This is a genomic window from Bombilactobacillus sp. ESL1197, assembly GCF_058107145.1.
The window spans coordinates 29,067-45,463 of sequence record NZ_JBYLTY010000004.1 but is presented as its reverse complement, the minus strand read 5'-3'; the positions used below and the strand labels follow the sequence as shown (position 1 = coordinate 45,463).

Here is a 16,397-nt window from a genome sequence, read left to right as displayed (position 1 = left end):
ATTTTAATTAAAATTAAAATTAAAAAAATAACTTTGAAACTATTGTTCCAAAGTTATCATTAGACCGCAGTAACAATCAATCACCTATTACATTTTTTAAACGTAATTAATTGATGAGAAAAGTCTCAATTACCTTGGCTCACCAACGTAGTGAAGATTATTACTATTCGGTTGATTAATTTCCAATATTTTAGCAATTTTAACGAATTGGCCGCGCAATCGTTAACGTATAATTACCTTGTAATAAACTCAAAAATGACGTAGCAAAGCCATCTTCATTAACACCCTTAGCAGTAGTGCGACCACCCATCTGAATCACTGGTGTCATGTTACTACCAGGTGTCACATTCTGCCACGGTCCTTCTAATATCGCAGTATGTCCATTTTGTCCAAAGCCATCATTGGTATTAACAATAACAATATCCCCTGCTTGAGCTTGACTAGGATCAATCGCTTGTAAATATTGGTGAGCACCCTTAGCATCGTTTTCCATGGTTTGTGTGTACCAACCCATATTAGCCGGAACACGATAACCGGCTTTGGCTAAAGCTAGCCAAACAAAACCAGAACAATCGGTAACACCATTAGGATTAGGATTGGCCACGGAACCGATGTTACCAATACCATGAGTCGCACCATAATTAAAGTAACCCAGCATACTCTTAGCCGTTGTCACTACATCACCATTATTAACTGGCGTAGCAGTGGTGGCAGGAGTATTGGTCACACTGGCAGCATTAGTAACTGGTGTTGGGCTGACTGGTGTTGTCACGCCGGTATCCAAATTCTTAGTCACTACGTTAGTGGGTGTGACGTTTAAAGAACTATCTTGAGCGCGTAACCACTCGTTAGGTGCAACCTGATACATCAAAACATTTTGTAAGTTTTGACTTCCACCTTGAAAATAAGCAACTTTACCAACGCGCCATTGCGTATTGGCCGGTAGTTGTCGATTAGGGATTACTTGCCCTTGGTTATTATATAAATTAACCGTACTCGTTTGCGCATTAGTTGTGGCAATCTTGGCATTGTAAGTATCAGCTTTAGTCGGTGAAGTTTGAGTCGTTACCGCCGCTACACCAGCCGCCATCAAAGTACCAGCTGCTAAAACTTTATTCAATTGTTTCACCATAAATCATCCCTTATCTCCACTCAATTCCTGTTGTAATTTACTAATACTAATTTACAACGAATTGTGCCAAATGTGAAGCAAAATGTTTAAGAATTTCTTAAGATGCTACAAAGCAATTTGTCAATTTCCATCAGTGTTGCAATAGTCGCAATTATTTAAAAAATAAAATACGCGTAATTAAAAAATTACACGTACTTTGTTTAAGATTAAGTAAGTGGTACTCCTAAATGTTAACGTTCATCGACAACTGGTACGCGACTAGCAATCATCCCCGCATGCGCCCCGGTCAACTGTAAAACACCACCGGCGGTAGCTTTTAATTGCATTTGTTCGTCTAAAAAGTCCTGTGAATAAGATTTGATTAAAAAGTCGCCGACCGAGGTTGTTAACATCTGTTGAAAATCATGATGATCAGCACTCTTTTGAATCACAGTCAAGTTAAAGTTCACATTTAAGGTACAACTAGCTTGCGTATGCGAATAATCACTTACTCCGTCATCAAAGTTTAATAGTATCAAAGCATTTGGATCATCCAAATACGGTTGCAATTTAGTTTGTGCAGCTGAATCAACTTGTAAAAACATTCTACTTAACTCCCTTTCCTTTGAGCCTCATTGATTATGATAGTTAAAAAGCGGAGAATTGCCAAGCAATTAGAATTATAATCTGTTAAGCAGAGTTACTTTTGCCAGCTAGCAAAAGCTTTAACTTTACGATATTGTTGCACTTGCCAATCTGCGACTTTGTATGGTAAGTTAGGATTTTTGAGTAACTGCACTGGTAAAACAATAATTGCAACCATTGCCACAATCAATACTCCAACGCCTAACAACCAGTCTAATGGCACCACCAAGTTATTTTCTACAATATAAATAAAATAGCCCACACTGACTGGCATTAACAAACAAATCGCGGTAGCCATGCCCGGATTGTACCACGTCTTTAACGCTTTATTCATCATCAAAGCATGCCCGGGTAATTGAATCAAATTAAAGAACATAATCCCTAGTCCTAACCAAATCCAGTGGGGAAAAATTATTCCTAACAAGTAAAACAACCATGAAATGACATTAACTAACATGGAGGATAAAGTATTTCCCGGGAAATTGCGATAATTCTGCGGCTCATGATAAATTCCTAAATTAATCACTAAGGCTGCGCCACCAGGCAAAATGTATTCTTCAGATTGGTGCGCTAATAAAGCCATCAGACTCATAATCATAAAAACTTGCAGAGTGTTTAATTGACGGCCACCCCAAAAACCCATATAAAACGCCAATCCCACAAACATTATTGCAGCTAAGTGCTGCCAGTGTCGACATAAAAATTTCATTGCTATTACTCCTTATTCATTTTCTTCATATAATACTGCGCACGGTTCACTTCTTCAGTAGTAAAAGAATATTGTTTCAGCGATCCTAACTTTTTATAGATTGGCGAACGAAAAGCGACCCAATAATTAAAGGCAATCCAAATCACAGCCATTACTAAATCGAGCCATGAATATTGCCCCTGTGAGATCGCACGCCATAAATAATTAACCGAAATAGGTAATAGTCCCAATAACGCAGTTAATAAGCCCGGATTATACCAAACTTTCATGGCCCAATTGAAATAAAACAAGTGCATCGCAATTTCTGCAAAAGCAAAAATCACTGCTGCCAATGCTAAAAAGTGAACTTGTGGTACAAATAATGGCAAAAGGTACACGACCACAGCGAACCATTCATTGCCAAAAAATGATGAAGCTTGATTTAAATCCCACTGACGAGAATCATCATCAGTTAAATGCAATTCAATTTTCATCCCGATCCAGGGAAAACCACCGGGAAAACCCATTTCTTCATAAAAATGTAGATGTAAAACTACTAAAGAAGCCAATAACGTTTGTTGCAGCAATGTCCAGTCGCCACAAACCAAAATGACAGTCAACAAACCTGCCACATAAACTGCCCATTGGTACCAATGTTGAACTAATCGCTTCATTTCTGATGCCTCACTCGTTATTGTTTAGCTAGTCACTTTAGATTATAATAACTGCAAATAATTTTGCATAGTAACTTAATCCAATGAGAGTGAGAATTGCACAATTGTCAAATAATGAGCCAATTTATCTTGTTAAACAAACTACTAAGGCCCGCCAAACGCAGGCCGATTTTATCAGCGCATTATTAGCTTTATTAACAGATCATTCTTTTAGCTCTTTAAGAGTCATTGATGTGGTCAACAAAGCCGGTTATGCCCGCCGGACTTTTTACCATTATTTTCAATCTTTAGAAGATGTTTTAATGACCTATTTGAATCAGCTAACTTGTACCTTATTCAGTCAATTAGCCCAAGAAGATCACCAACAATTTACTGAAATTGTTTTTTACTTTTTTAACTTTTGGCAACAACATCGCCAAATTTTGTTACTCTTACAAAAAAATAAATTACTTCATTTGTTAGAACGTTCTTGGTTAGATAATTTACAACAGAGTGCCTTAGCTAACCTTCCCACGGACAACGCCAGTTATTTACAAAATTTTGCCATTGGGGGTATGTTTGCGATGTTAATTAATTGGTTAAACCGCGGTGCTACCAAGTCGCCCACTGAAATGGTGCAAATTGCCTTAGATATTAAACAACATTTGACTTAATAATCAAAAAAGCAATGTCATCAAAAATAACTGATTACATTGCCTTTTCTATTCAACAGATTAACAAATTTTATTCCCACTCAATCGTTGCTGGTGGCTTAGAAGTAATATCATACACGACGCGGTTAACGTGGTCGACTTCATTCGTAATGCGCGTAGAAATTTTGGCTAACACGGCCCACGGAATTTGGGCAAAGTCGGCTGTCATGCCATCAATGGAAGTTACTGCGCGAATACCAACAGTATAATCATATGTGCGCCCATCACCCATCACACCAACACTGCGCATACCTGGTAACACGGTGAAGTATTGCCAGATCGATTCCTGCAAACCCGCTTTTTTAATTTCATCGCGTAAAATCCAATCACTGTCCCGCACAATTTGGAGTTTATCCGCCGTGACTTCTCCCAAAACTCGAATTCCCAGTCCGGGGCCGGGGAATGGTTGCCGCCAAACTAAATCGTGGGGCATCTCTAATCTTTCGCCGAGTTCACGCACTTCATCTTTAAATAACGTCCGCAAGGGCTCAATCAAGGTAAATTGCAAATCCTCAGGTAAACCACCGACATTATGGTGGGACTTAATTGTTTGCGCCGTGTTAGTGCCACTTTCAATTACATCAGTATACAAAGTACCTTGCGCTAAGAAATCAATGCCATCTAACTTACGTGCTTCATCATTAAAAACTTGAATAAATTCATTACCAATAATTTTCCGTTTTTGCTCTGGATCAGTAACACCTTTTAATTTGTCCATAAACCGTTGTTGGGCATCAACCTTAATAATATTCAGACCGAACTTACCCTCTAAGCTCGCCATTACTTCCTGCGCTTCACCTTTGCGTAACAAACCATGATCGACAAAGATACTAGTTAATTGTGAACCAATGGCCTTATGTAGCAGGACACCAGTCACTGAAGAATCAACGCCGCCAGACAAGCCTAATAATATTCGGCGCTTACCCACTGTGGCACGAATTTTAGCAATTTGTTCAGTGATAAAATCTTGCATGCTCCAATTAGCCGTAGCTTGGCAAATTTGAAATGTGAAGTTGCGTAAAATATCCAAGCCATACTCACTATTACGCACTTCCGGATGAAACTGGACACCATAAAATTGACGTTGGGTATCAGCAACTACGGCAAACGGGGTACTATCGCTCACGGCTACTGCCGTAAACTCTTCCGGGATTTGGGTCACCCGATCGCCATGGCTCATCCAAACAAATTGCTGTTGGGGCAAGTCAGCAAATAATAAATTCGTGGTATCTGAAACTTCAATTTGCGCCCGACCATATTCTGGTTTGCCTGCGGCTTGCACTTGCCCCCCCAGATCATGCATCATCAATTGCATACCGTAACAAATTCCCAAAATGGGAATCCCTAATTGCCAAATTTGCGGATCAATCGTTAAAGCATCATGATCATAAACGCTATTGGGACCCCCAGATAAGATAATACCTTGCGGTTGTTTCGCCTGGATCTCCTGCGCACTGATGGTGTGTGGTAATAACTCGGAATAAACTCCCATATCACGAATCCGCCGGGTAATTAATTGATTGTATTGACTACCGTAATCTAAAACTAAAATACTATCAACTTGCTTCGACTCTGTCATGCAATCACGTCTCCCTTTTTTAAATCAAAATCACTCGTAAAATAGCTACAAAAATTCCTAATAACAAACTAATCTGAAAATTTTGTGTCGCTAAATAAACCACGGCTAATAAACAACCAATTGCACAGTAAATAAAGAAATTAATAAAATGAAAGACTTCCATATTCAGTAGTCCATACAAAATACCACTAATAATAATGCCTAATAAAGCATTGGTTAAAGTATTTTCTCGAAAGAAATAATTAAAGAAAAAGCCCGTGACAACAAATTGTTGTTCCACAGCCACTATAAAAGCAGAGGCCAACAAGTCAAACCAAAAAACTAACAGTCCCCGATCCAGATAGTCTGAGGAGACCCTTAATGATGGTAACCGCCCTTGCGCTTTTAAATAACTAATCAGAAATAAGAAAATACCAATGATAAGCGCTATAAAAGTCACAAAGCCAAAAAACAACCCCAATCCTTCGAATAAGTTGGGGGCTGAGCCTTCAAACGATAGCTGCTCATGGCGATAGCGCCCAACCATCATTAACAAAAAAAATGCTGAAACAATCAAAAAAAGCACGGCATAAGCCCAACGGATCGACTTACTACCAATACTTAATTGTTCCAAATGCTGCGAAATTACAACCATTATTAACCAGATGACATACCAAGTTCCACGTAAAGTTGGTGATTTTAAAACATTCATATTATTCTCCATTTGTAACAGTTATCCTTAGCGAATTATACCATTATCAAAGTCGCGACTACAACTTAATTATCAAAGTCAAAAGTTTTGTGACTCATCATAGGACTAAACGTGAAAAACTGCTATAATGTGATTGTTAACAAATAAAATGAAAGTGTGGTTAGAACAACAATGTTTAATAAAAAATTAACTGTTGCTGTGGCAGGTTTTGCATTCTTATTAGCAGGCTGCTCCAATTCAAATAATAGCGCAGATAATAAGCCCTTTAGCGCACACAATACTACGGGCACTAAAGTTTTTAAACAAGAAATTACGGGTAATTCCAACAAAGGTAGCAAAGTTTATTACCAAGTTGCAGATAATCCTAAGCAAAGTGTGACCGTCAAAAACGATAAGTATACGATTTCTTTACCAGCAGCAACTAAACAGCGTCAAGTGAAAGTTAGTCAAAGCAAAGCTTTGAAAAAGCCAATTAAAGTAACGGTGCAAAAGCCGAAGAAGATTTTATCCTTACAAGATTTTGCTAATAACTTTAATAATTCAAAGCAACTACAAGCTAAGATGGCTGCTAAATTGCCAAAATTAAATCAACCAATGGAGCTTTTATTTAGTCCAACAACGACTTATAAAATGCTCAGTGATGGAACGAACCTCTATCGGGTTGCTTTAACTTTCAACGATTATAAGAGTAACGAAGTCAAAGCTAACGTCAATGCTTTTGCCAGTGGGTTGAAGATCAAACGGGCTGACTTGAATAACCTCGTTAAAAAAGCTAAAAGTAATAAAGGACAACAACAAAATCAGAAGTTGAATCATTACCAAGTAACCGCTGTTGTTCAAGGCAAGAAGTTAAGTATCGGTGTGCTTAAATAATTAGTTAAATTGATGCCGTTTAAAAAAAGATTGTGACCAAGTTTGAAACAACTTTGGTTGCAATCTTTTTTTGTATAATCCAGCCCCGCTCAACTAAGTTAGGAGTTGCATCTTTTAAATACAAAAATAGGATGAGATCAAAAATCTCATCCTATTACATAATAAGCCATCTATCGGGTTTGAACCGACGACCTCCACCTTACCACGGTGGCGCTCTACCTACTGAGCTAAGATGGCAATTGAGCACTTATTTATATTAGCAAACAATTACCTCTTTGCCAAGCCCAATTTGTATTTATCGCAAATTTATTTTTATCTCCGTGTCCTTAATTCTGTTCACCCAAAGTCGTCCGTAATTTTACAATCGACTCCCATGGTCCCGTCAAAATTAAGTGATCATTTTGCTGCAACAACGTTTCGCCATGTGGAATTAACGGCTTGCCGTTGCGAATAATGCGACTGACCACCACATCTTTCGGCAATTGCGCCACTGTTGTTCCAGCAAAATTAGGGTTAACCAATTTAAATTCAAAGATACGTGAATGCTTCGAAGTAATTAACGGTAAAATTCGTGAAGATTCAATGGCTGAACGCAAAACGCCTGCGCCCACATCAAAGGTATTGAAGAACTCAACATTAGCTTGCGTCAATTCTTGGGCCATCGTGCCAGATTTATCAGGATCTGGATTATCTAATCGAACCAAGACTCGCGGGACACCATATTTTTTAGCCGCTAACGCTAATTGAAAATTAATATTCGAATGAATGTGTGAAATCACCAAAATATCAGTATCAAAAATGCCTGCGGCAATTAATTTGGAAACATCTAAGTCTGGCAGTAAAGTAATGTCATAACTAGCTTTAAATGTGTCATAACTATCCTGATGGTTGGTATAAAGCGCCACTTCATACCATTCTTTCGGCAATTGCTGAGCGGCAGCTACTGCCAACGCAGTTGTGCCAATAATATGCACATTCGTCTTCGTCACTTTTTGTTCTTGCGGTTGGTAATATTTCTTAAACAATAACGGTCCCAGTAAACAAGTGATAATCGCTGCCAAAGTAAAAGCGCCACTTTGCTGACTAGTTAAAGCGTGAATATCTTGCGCAATGGCTACGCCGGAAATCACTAGGGTCATCGTCGTTTCCACTAACCACGTTCCCGCGATCGCGTTCGACTTAGAAAATAGACGTTTGAAGCTCCAATAAGCTGGTAATTTAGCTACTAAGAAGGCCACTAATAATAGTGGAATCAAAATTAAAGTCTTTTTCGAACTTAATAATGTTATCAAATTCAACTTAACTCCGGTTAAGATAAAGAAAAAGGGAATTAAAAAGCCGTAGCCAATGGCATTCAACTTCACTTCCGTTGCCTTCTGTGGCTCCAAAAGTTTGATCACAATTCCTGCTAAAAAGGCCCCCAAGATATTTTCGGCCCCTACCGACATAGCGAGCACTACCAAAATAATAATTACCAAAAAGGCAAAGCGCATATCTAGTTGTGTCGTCGATTTATTGAGCTTAATGACACTTTTAAAGAAATTCCGAAAACGTGCTAACAAAAAGGCTGCTGCTAGAAAAACTAAGGACAATAACCACAGAGTCGTACCATGGCCACCTTTAATGGCTGAGAAAATCGTCAACCCCATTAAGGGAATAATTTCTCCTAAGACACCAAACAATAATAACGTTTGACCATACGTATTACCCAATAAATTGTTTTCCTTTAAAATTCCAATCATGACGCCTAGAGAAACTGTCGCAAATAAGATTGATGATAAGAAAACGTCCTTAAACAAGCCACCCACGGCAAATAAAATTCCTAAAACAATACAAGCCACTAACGTTGAGCCATAAGCGATGGCTGCCGTTTTTAATGGTGAGACATTGTCTGCTGTTTGGGCCCGCTTAATTTCTAAAGTGGTGGTCGGTTCCGGTTTTTTAAATAATGAAAAATCAATTTCCATCCCGCTTAAAAACAACAACATGATGGTTCCCAAAGTAGCGAGCGTATCTAAAACAGAATTAATGTGAATCACATTCAAACAACTTTTGCCTAAAATCACCCCGACAATAATTTCCGCAATGTTAGACGGTATCAAAGAAACTTTGAACCGCGCCAAAATCGTTGGTGTCAAAAAAGCCGCCAACGCCACAATAACTAATGAAAGATCCATGCTAATAACTACCCCTCTGTTGACTAATATGTAGTACCATCAATGATTTGCTGAAACAGCAAAATTGACAGCATTAATTATACTATGAATTGTCAACTGTCGGTAGTCTCATTAACAATTTAAAAAGCTTCCACGATTTCTAATATACCAGCGACAAAGAAATAAGTTGCCGCCAACGCCACGATCAATATGGCAGCTAACATTGGACGAAATAATAAGCTGACGCCCGCAACGATACTCAAAATTGCCAGCCCAATAATTAGCCAATGATAACTTTTGCCCATAGTATGGTATAAAGGAGCGATACTAATTTCTGCCAGACCATCAACAATAAACCAAATGGCAAAAATATAAATTAAAGTAGAAACTGCCAATGGTAAATTGAATAAGAAGATAATGCCCAAAATGATATCTACAATGGCTGCAAAAATTAACCACCCCGTCTGCCGTTTTGTCACTTTCCTCAAGCAGTAGCTTAACCATAATTGATAAATGCCACGCACGAACGCAAAAATACCAACTACGACAATGATGGACAATAAGCCGGTCAGAGGATGGCTCATAATCAAGTAGCCAACATACAAAGAAAATATTCCAATAATTAGACTAAAGAAATCAAACTTCCGGGTCTTCATCAACTATTCGCCTCGATTTTTAAAATTAAATTGCACGTTTTTTACGAACACTTTATAATGAGCATAGTATCCTAAATTATAGGGGGTAGCAAGAATTTGTCACCCAGTCAAGAAAATTATTTAAAAAACATTTTTGAATTACAGCAAAGCGCACAAAAAGTTACGAATAAGCGCTTGGCAGCCATGATGAATGTTAGTGCCCCATCCGTTACTGAAATGCTCTTGACCCTCAGTCAAAATGGTTTTATCGAGCACACGCCATATAATTCCATTGCCTTAACTGCCAAAGGTCAAGCTTTAGCAGAAAAGTTAGTCCAGAAACATCGACTTTGGGAAGTCTTTTTAGCTGACAAATTACACTATCCATTAGTGGAAGTTCATCCGGAGGCCGATGCTTTAGAACATGCGACTGATGCCCAAATGACGGCTGCTTTAAATCGTTATTTGAACTTTCCGCAAAAGTGTCCACACGGCGGTATCATTCCGGGCAATGGTCAAGGCGAAACCGATGCCGATGATCTCATTTTAAGTCAGGTGAAACCTAATCTGCCCGTCAAAATCGTGCGAATTTTTGATAACCGCGACTTTTTGGCACATTTTGCTAGCTTAGGCTTAAAATTAAACCAAGTCATTACCGTTACGGAACACTCCAGCTTTGATCACTCAGTTTTAATCATTACTGATGAGCAACAAAAGATTTCTTTAAGTCAAAAATTAGCTAATTACATTTTTGTCGAACCAGTTGATGAAGCATGAGTAAGGTTGCTTACCAATTAAGTATTTCTTCAAATTACTCGGCGCACTTCATACAATGAATACAAAAAAACAATACCAGTTCAGACTAATGGTCCTTTCTGGTATTGTTTTTTGTTACTTATTATTCAGCTAAAATTGAGATTTCATGCGAACAGCCAAAATATCTTGATAAAAGGCGGCATAACTAGCTGCTTTATAAGGTGCTACATATAAGTTAGTCAACCCGAAAGTTAAACCATTCAGTATATCCCAGCCTAAAAAGCTCAGATCCAACATAAATAACCGCCATTTATTGCCCCGCATCATTTGCCAACTAAACCAAAGAGTTTTCAAAGTCTGGGTCCAAGATAGTTTTTGAACTTGAGAAAGATCTTTCAGGATAAAGTAAACCATACGTAAACCATAACTAAAATAAAGCCCGAAAATCCATAATAGTTGCAAGCCTAATTCAAAAATACCATAGCAAATCAACCATAAAAACAAAACGCGAAAGAAATACACTCCCGAAAAGACTTGTAAACTTTGCGATACGCCGCCTTTATAATTCAGACCACGCGTCCAATTTAAAGCTGCGAACTGAGTGCCAATCGCTACTAAAGCGTAAGCTAATTGTGCTTCAAGGCTATACCATAATAATTTAGGACTGGCACTAACGAACTGCTGCACAACACGATATAATTGCTGTGAATCTAACCCACTAGGTAATTGATTAGTTATTTTTACGGCTAAACAAAAAATTAAATAAATAATCAATATTAATACTAGAGTTGGTACTAATCCCAAATACAACCAACTGCGCGGATGTTTCGCTAAATTGAGACGGGCTTGACGCTTAATTTCATAAATATTTTGGGGAAGTCGCAATCTTTTTTACCTATACTTTCTAACTACCCTTGGATGCGAACCAAAGTGTACTTCTTTTTACCTTTACGAATAATCACAAATCGCCCATCAAACGCCTGGGTTGGATCTAATTCATAGTTAACGTCTTGTTGACGTTGACCATTAACATAAATTGCTCCGTTTTGAATATCTTCACGAGCTTGACGTCTTGAAGGTTCAATTTGGGTTTGATCAACCAAAAATTCCACCAAGTTACTAATTTGACCAGTAACACTCACTGATGGCACCGAGCTAAAACCTTGTTCAATTTCTTGCGCAGATAAAGCAAGTAAATCTCCACTAAACAAGGCAGCTGAAATTTTTTCTGCTTCATCAACAGCCGCTTGACCGTGCACAAAGCGGGTAACTTCTTGAGCTAATACGCGTTGGGCTTCCCGTTTTTCCGGAGCTGAATGCATTTGTTGTTCTAATTGCGAAATTTGGTCTTGATCTAAGAAAGTAAAGTACTTCAAGTACTTAATCACATCTCGATCATCAGTGTTAAACCAAAATTGGTAAAATTCGTACGGGCTAGTTTTCTTCGGATCTAACCAGACTGCGCCCCCTTCCGTTTTACCAAATTTAGTCCCATCGGCTTTCAGTAAGAGCGGAATAGTTAAGCCAAAGACTTGTGTATCATTACCTTCAACTCGGTGAATCAAATCAATGCCCGCGGTAATATTGCCCCATTGATCACCGCCACCAATTTGCAAGCGAACTTGATGTTGGCGATAAAGCGTTAAGAAGTCAATCGCCTGTAAAATTTGATAAGTAAATTCAGTATAAGAAATCCCTACTTGTAAGCGCGAAGAGACAATCTCTTTATTCAACATTGTATTGACATTAAATAATTTGCCGTAATCTCGTAAAAAGGTGAGTAAATCAATTTTTGACAACCAATCATAGTTGTTAACAATTTCAAAGTTATCAGTTCCAAATAAAGCCACCATCTGCTTAGTTAAAGCCGCTTGGTTCTTTTGCACTTGCTCCATTGTTTGTAGAACACGTTCAGATTTTTTACCCGACGGATCGCCAATTGAACCCGTTGCTCCGCCAATAACGATCACTGGTTTATGACCTAATAATTGAAATCTCTTTAAAATCATAAAAGTTACTAAATGACCCACATGTAACGAATCACCGGTCGGATCAACCCCACAATATAGTGCAATCTGATGATCTTGAACATAAGACTTTAAACCTTCTGCATCAGTTTGTTGATTAATGGCACCGCGCCAAGTTAATTCATCAATAATATTTTTAGTCACGAACCTCACTCCTTTAGCAAGTATTTATCTTTCATTATAGCTAATTTTAACTAGAAAATTGACCCTAATTTTTTACTTTTGTGTTAGCTGATTCTTTAGCATGGTACAAATCTTTCTCAATTGTAAAACGCGGTCGTTGTTTTACTTCTTGAAAAATTTTCCCCACATATTCACCAATCACACTAATGCAGATCAGTTGCACACCACCTAACGCCCAGATTGAAATCATTAACGACGACCAGCCAGATACTACGGCGCCCCGTATTTTCTGCACAATAGTATACAGTAATAATAACAAGGCTACTAGCACAATAAAAAAGCCTAGACCCATGATTAATTTAATCGGCGCAATTGAAAAGGAAGTAATGCCATCAATAGCTAACTTCAACATTTTACTTAACGGATACTTGGATTCCCCTGCAATACGTGCTGCCCGTCGGTAATAGACTTTAGCACTCTGAAAACCGACCAATGGTACCAATCCCCGTAAAAACAAATTGCGTTCGGGATAATCTAATAGTACTTGAACAGCTCGTTGGCTCATTAATCGAAAATCTGCCGCATCCGGAATCATTTTAACTCCTAAAACACTCATCACTCGATAAAATAGTTCGGCCGTTGAACGTTTAAACGCACTATCAGTAGCGCGATTATTGCGTACACCATAAACTACTTCGTAGCCTTGATGATACTTATCTACCATTTCAATGATGGCTTGGGGATCATCTTGTAAATCCGAATCAATCGACACTACCATAGCGGAATCATGCACCACAGTACTTAAACCAGCTAGTAGCGCACCTTGATGTCCAAAATTACGGCTGAGCTTAACTCCGGTCACGTTTTGATCAGCATTACTATATTGTTCAATTAACGACCAAGTTTGATCTTTACTGCCATCATCTACCAAAACGATTTGACTATCAATCGCAATTTGGTGTTGAACAATCAGCTTTTGTAAGACTTGTTTTAAAACCGGAATGGATTGTGGCAAAACCGCCTGTTCATTAAAACAGGGCACCACAATACTTAATTTATTTGTGCTCACTGACCGCACCTCGACTCTTTTATCCCCAACCAAAACTGATTAACACCAACACTGGCAATGATCGCTAATATCGGCACGAACTCTAAGCGATAACGCCCTTGCACTTCGATGATTAGTTGCGCGCAAACATAGGCAAATAACACCAGTAATAAGAGATTAAACTTTGAATTACTGGACTGCTTCAACCACAATACCACAGCTCCCAGCAACACTAATCCCATCTCAATCACACTAATCCCGTAAGCAATAATCGTTACCCACCAAGTATGTCGTGGCGTATGATTTTGGTCAAAAAGGGAAAAAGACAGCGTGTTAGACGGATTAGACCATAGAACAAAAAATTTCTTTACAAATAATTTCAGCCAGAGGTGATGCTTGTTCAAATAACGAATATGCTGCTGGGTGACATTTTTTTCTTTGTGTAACATCACTTGCCGGCTATCATGTAAATTAAACTGGTGCCGTACTTCATTTGAGTAAGCGCCAGCGGTCGGATAATTTAAGCCCATAACAAATTTCCATTCACTATCGCGATTACTTAATCCGTACGCGTTTAAACCAGATAATTTAATGGCGGAGCCCAAACTAGCCAGTAGCAAAAAATAAACTGCGACTAAACCCAATAGCTGAGCTATTGAAGATTTCCAGTTGCTTGGTACTGTCCACAACCGATAAATAAGCCAAAATACGACAATCCCAGCCACAAAGACGACCCCTAAGGGCCGTAAGACATTGCCGAGTGCTAAGCAAATTCCCGCTGCTAACCAGTGAAACGGTCTAGCATCAATTAGCAGAATAAAGGTCAACAAGAAAAAGATTAACGCCAAATATTGGCTGGTCACCCGATTGTTCAGTGCCCACCATTCCAGATTAATCCCAATAAAAAATACACTAAGGCGACTAATTGTTACTTGGTGGAATAACTTTTGTGCCAACACATAAGTTAGAGCTAGCACCACAACTTGTTGTACGACCGTGAACCATTGAAACAGTCGCAAATTAACACCAAATAGTTTAATAAAACCCATTACGTAAACTAAAAAACCGGTTTGATAAGCCCACTTAGAAAAATAACTGTTATCAGTATGATAAATCGGATGTCCGTGAACTGCTTGAGCGCCCAATTTCCAAAATTTATGATAGTCACTAAATTGTTTAGTTGGTGTTTGATAAATCCAAGCTAAAAAAAGCCCCGCAAAAATAATTAATAAAAGTGTGACCACCGCTAAATTGTTAATTGGTTGATCGGGAATTTTGACTAATAACCAGGTGCAAACTGTGATTAAGCCTAGTAGTAAACACCAACTCACTACCAATAGCCACCGATCTGTACCTACCTGTTCTTTTAACAGCGTCCAACTATTTAAAATGGCTCCGACAACCATCAAGCCACTAAAGCCAATTAAAACCAATTTTAAAACTTTAGTCATCCATGATTGGAAAGTTGCACCCATCAAGCAATAGAACCTTCCTTTTTCTTCAAGTAATCAGCTAAACGCGTGACCGTCGTTTTAATTTTTTCCATGCTGGCAGCATAACTAATCCGCAAATAACCAGCACCTCCTAAACCGAAGAAACTACCTGGTAATAAAGCCAACTTTTCTTGTGCAATTAACTCTTGCGCCACTAGGACGTCATCTTGCGGCAAACTGGCTGGCAATTTAATAAACAGGTAAAAAGCTCCCTGCGGTTTAGAAGTTTGAAAACCTAACTGTGTTAAATGTTGATACAAGTAATCCCGCCGTTTTTGATATTCCACTTTCATCGCTTTTGTATCATCTTGACCAGCTGTCAAGGCCGCAATTGCCGCATCCTGACTAACTTCTGGAATGGAAGTGGTAACTAATTCATGCACATGTAACAAATGAGCCATAATTTTTTGGGGACCACAAACATAACCCACGCGCCAACCAGTCATCGCATGCGATTTAGATAAACCGTTCATTAAAATTGTTTGTTCCGGTAAAAACTTCGCTAAACTAACGTGTTGAACATCATAAGATAGTTCACTATAAATTTCGTCACTCAAAACAAAAATTTCAAATTGCCGTAACACATCAGCTAACGCTTGTAGCTGCTGTTGATCATAGGTTACCCCTGTCGGGTTATTCGGATAATTCAAAATAATAGCCTTAGCTTTCGGATGTTGTTGTAACAACGTTAATAAAACTTGGGGATCAATCCGAAAATCAGTTTGTGAAGTATCTAAATAAACTGGTTTTGCTTGGTTTAATAAGATATCCGGTTCATAAATAGTAAAACAAGGTGTCGGTAAAATTACTTCATCACCAGGATTTAATATTGCTGTTAAAGTGGTATAAACACTTTCCGTCACACCAATTGTAGTGACAATTTGTGTTTTGGGATCATATTGTAGATCATATTTGGTCTTTAAAAAGTCCGCAATTGCCTGTGTTAATTCAGGTTTGCCTTCCGGAATTGTATAGTGCATCTTATCATTTAAAATTGCTTGACTAGCCGTTTCACGAATATGCTGGGGCGTAATAAAATCTGGTTCCCCGACTGTCATATTCACAATGCCTGGTGTTTGATTAGCTTGAGCATTAAACAAAAAAATATCTTGTGGTTTTAACTGCAATGCAGCTGTACTCATTTTGGATTCTAAATCACTCATGTCAATCTTCCCTTCTTGGATTACCTAGAACAATCAGTTGTCT

16 protein-coding genes and 1 tRNA gene are annotated in these 16,397 nt (G+C 38.4%); 3 read left to right on the top strand and 14 right to left on the bottom strand.

The window, feature by feature from the left end:
• Positions 1 to 199 precede the first annotated feature (199 nt).
• From AC3B6B_RS08030 to AC3B6B_RS08015, 4 genes are all read right to left on the bottom strand, one after another.
• Positions 200 to 1,132, bottom strand: a complete 933-nt coding sequence (locus AC3B6B_RS08030) for an NlpC/P60 family protein (RefSeq protein ID WP_489758136.1) — start codon at positions 1,130 to 1,132, stop codon at positions 200 to 202.
• Positions 1,133 to 1,362: 230 nt separating this feature from the next.
• Positions 1,363 to 1,716, bottom strand: a complete 354-nt coding sequence (locus AC3B6B_RS08025) for an iron-sulfur cluster biosynthesis family protein (protein WP_489758135.1) — start codon at positions 1,714 to 1,716, stop codon at positions 1,363 to 1,365.
• Between the two features lie 95 nt (positions 1,717 to 1,811).
• Positions 1,812 to 2,465 (bottom strand): HXXEE domain-containing protein, encoded by a 654-nt coding sequence (locus AC3B6B_RS08020; protein ID WP_489758134.1) that lies wholly within the window; start codon positions 2,463 to 2,465, stop codon positions 1,812 to 1,814.
• 5 nt (positions 2,466 to 2,470) lie between these two features.
• Positions 2,471 to 3,118 (bottom strand): HXXEE domain-containing protein, encoded by a 648-nt coding sequence (locus tag AC3B6B_RS08015; protein ID WP_489758133.1) that lies wholly within the window; start codon positions 3,116 to 3,118, stop codon positions 2,471 to 2,473.
• Positions 3,119 to 3,222: 104 nt separating this feature from the next.
• On the opposite strand from AC3B6B_RS08015, the gene AC3B6B_RS08010 reads away from it, so the two are divergent.
• Positions 3,223 to 3,771, top strand: a complete 549-nt coding sequence (locus AC3B6B_RS08010; protein ID WP_489758132.1) for a TetR/AcrR family transcriptional regulator — start codon at positions 3,223 to 3,225, stop codon at positions 3,769 to 3,771.
• A gap of 70 nt (positions 3,772 to 3,841) precedes the next feature.
• Here the strand turns inward: AC3B6B_RS08010 and guaA are convergent, their stop codons facing one another.
• Together guaA and AC3B6B_RS08000 are read right to left on the bottom strand one after the other, a co-directional pair.
• Positions 3,842 to 5,389 carry a glutamine-hydrolyzing GMP synthase gene (gene guaA, locus AC3B6B_RS08005; RefSeq protein ID WP_489758131.1) on the bottom strand — a complete coding sequence of 516 codons (1,548 nt, stop codon included), beginning with the start codon at positions 5,387 to 5,389 and terminating at the stop codon, positions 3,842 to 3,844.
• A gap of 19 nt (positions 5,390 to 5,408) precedes the next feature.
• Positions 5,409 to 6,080 (bottom strand): hypothetical protein, encoded by a 672-nt coding sequence (locus AC3B6B_RS08000; RefSeq protein WP_489758130.1) that lies wholly within the window; start codon positions 6,078 to 6,080, stop codon positions 5,409 to 5,411.
• 171 nt (positions 6,081 to 6,251) lie between these two features.
• On the opposite strand from AC3B6B_RS08000, the gene AC3B6B_RS07995 reads away from it, so the two are divergent.
• Complete coding sequence (locus AC3B6B_RS07995) at positions 6,252 to 6,953, top strand: hypothetical protein (protein ID WP_489758129.1); 702 nt, start codon at positions 6,252 to 6,254, stop codon at positions 6,951 to 6,953.
• A gap of 164 nt (positions 6,954 to 7,117) precedes the next feature.
• Here the strand turns inward: AC3B6B_RS07995 and AC3B6B_RS07990 are convergent.
• From AC3B6B_RS07990 to AC3B6B_RS07980, 3 genes are all read right to left on the bottom strand, one after another.
• Positions 7,118 to 7,190: transfer RNA gene (locus tag AC3B6B_RS07990), tRNA-Thr, on the bottom strand.
• Between the two features lie 89 nt (positions 7,191 to 7,279).
• Positions 7,280 to 9,130: a cation:proton antiporter domain-containing protein gene (locus AC3B6B_RS07985; protein ID WP_489758128.1), complete on the bottom strand. Its 1,851-nt coding sequence runs from the start codon at positions 9,128 to 9,130 to the stop codon at positions 7,280 to 7,282.
• Positions 9,131 to 9,249: 119 nt separating this feature from the next.
• The gene (locus tag AC3B6B_RS07980; protein ID WP_489758127.1) at positions 9,250 to 9,765 is read right to left on the bottom strand and encodes an HdeD family acid-resistance protein; all 516 of its coding nucleotides are present in this window, start codon (positions 9,763 to 9,765) and stop codon (positions 9,250 to 9,252) included.
• A gap of 96 nt (positions 9,766 to 9,861) precedes the next feature.
• On the opposite strand from AC3B6B_RS07980, the gene AC3B6B_RS07975 reads away from it, so the two are divergent.
• Complete coding sequence (locus AC3B6B_RS07975) at positions 9,862 to 10,521, top strand: metal-dependent transcriptional regulator (RefSeq protein ID WP_489758126.1); 660 nt, start codon at positions 9,862 to 9,864, stop codon at positions 10,519 to 10,521.
• Between the two features lie 129 nt (positions 10,522 to 10,650).
• Here the strand turns inward: AC3B6B_RS07975 and AC3B6B_RS07970 are convergent, their stop codons facing one another.
• From AC3B6B_RS07970 to AC3B6B_RS07950, 5 genes are all read right to left on the bottom strand, one after another.
• Positions 10,651 to 11,385, bottom strand: a complete 735-nt coding sequence (locus AC3B6B_RS07970; protein ID WP_489758125.1) for a DUF975 family protein — start codon at positions 11,383 to 11,385, stop codon at positions 10,651 to 10,653.
• 23 nt (positions 11,386 to 11,408) lie between these two features.
• The gene (tyrS, locus tag AC3B6B_RS07965; RefSeq protein WP_489758124.1) at positions 11,409 to 12,671 is read right to left on the bottom strand and encodes a tyrosine--tRNA ligase; all 1,263 of its coding nucleotides are present in this window, start codon (positions 12,669 to 12,671) and stop codon (positions 11,409 to 11,411) included.
• A gap of 64 nt (positions 12,672 to 12,735) precedes the next feature.
• Positions 12,736 to 13,719 (bottom strand): glycosyltransferase family 2 protein, encoded by a 984-nt coding sequence (locus AC3B6B_RS07960; protein ID WP_489758123.1) that lies wholly within the window; start codon positions 13,717 to 13,719, stop codon positions 12,736 to 12,738.
• Positions 13,716 to 15,173, bottom strand: coding sequence for a hypothetical protein (locus AC3B6B_RS07955; protein WP_489758122.1), 1,458 nt, complete (start codon positions 15,171 to 15,173; stop codon positions 13,716 to 13,718). The genes AC3B6B_RS07960 and AC3B6B_RS07955 overlap by 4 nt, the downstream gene beginning before the upstream one ends.
• Positions 15,173 to 16,354: an aminotransferase class I/II-fold pyridoxal phosphate-dependent enzyme gene (locus AC3B6B_RS07950; RefSeq protein WP_489758121.1), complete on the bottom strand. Its 1,182-nt coding sequence runs from the start codon at positions 16,352 to 16,354 to the stop codon at positions 15,173 to 15,175. The genes AC3B6B_RS07955 and AC3B6B_RS07950 overlap by 1 nt, the downstream gene beginning before the upstream one ends.
• Between the last annotated feature and the right edge of the window lie 43 nt (positions 16,355 to 16,397).

What these genes read in the sequence shown, in the direction of transcription:
- AC3B6B_RS08030 (WP_489758136.1), bottom strand. Translation starts at nt 1,132, where the DNA reads ATGGTGAAACAATTGAATAAAGTTTTAGCAGCTGGTACTTTGATGGCG.
- AC3B6B_RS08025 (WP_489758135.1), bottom strand. Translation starts at nt 1,716, where the DNA reads ATGTTTTTACAAGTTGATTCAGCTGCACAAACTAAATTGCAACCGTAT.
- AC3B6B_RS08020 (WP_489758134.1), bottom strand. Translation starts at nt 2,465, where the DNA reads ATGAAATTTTTATGTCGACACTGGCAGCACTTAGCTGCAATAATGTTT.
- AC3B6B_RS08015 (WP_489758133.1), bottom strand. Translation starts at nt 3,118, where the DNA reads ATGAAGCGATTAGTTCAACATTGGTACCAATGGGCAGTTTATGTGGCA.
- guaA (WP_489758131.1), bottom strand. Translation starts at nt 5,389, where the DNA reads ATGACAGAGTCGAAGCAAGTTGATAGTATTTTAGTTTTAGATTACGGT.
- AC3B6B_RS08000 (WP_489758130.1), bottom strand. Translation starts at nt 6,080, where the DNA reads ATGAATGTTTTAAAATCACCAACTTTACGTGGAACTTGGTATGTCATC.
- AC3B6B_RS07995 (WP_489758129.1), top strand. Translation starts at nt 6,252, where the DNA reads ATGTTTAATAAAAAATTAACTGTTGCTGTGGCAGGTTTTGCATTCTTA.
- AC3B6B_RS07985 (WP_489758128.1), bottom strand. Translation starts at nt 9,130, where the DNA reads ATGGATCTTTCATTAGTTATTGTGGCGTTGGCGGCTTTTTTGACACCA.
- AC3B6B_RS07980 (WP_489758127.1), bottom strand. Translation starts at nt 9,765, where the DNA reads ATGAAGACCCGGAAGTTTGATTTCTTTAGTCTAATTATTGGAATATTT.
- AC3B6B_RS07955 (WP_489758122.1), bottom strand. Translation starts at nt 15,173, where the DNA reads ATGGGTGCAACTTTCCAATCATGGATGACTAAAGTTTTAAAATTGGTT.
- AC3B6B_RS07950 (WP_489758121.1), bottom strand. Translation starts at nt 16,354, where the DNA reads ATGAGTGATTTAGAATCCAAAATGAGTACAGCTGCATTGCAGTTAAAA.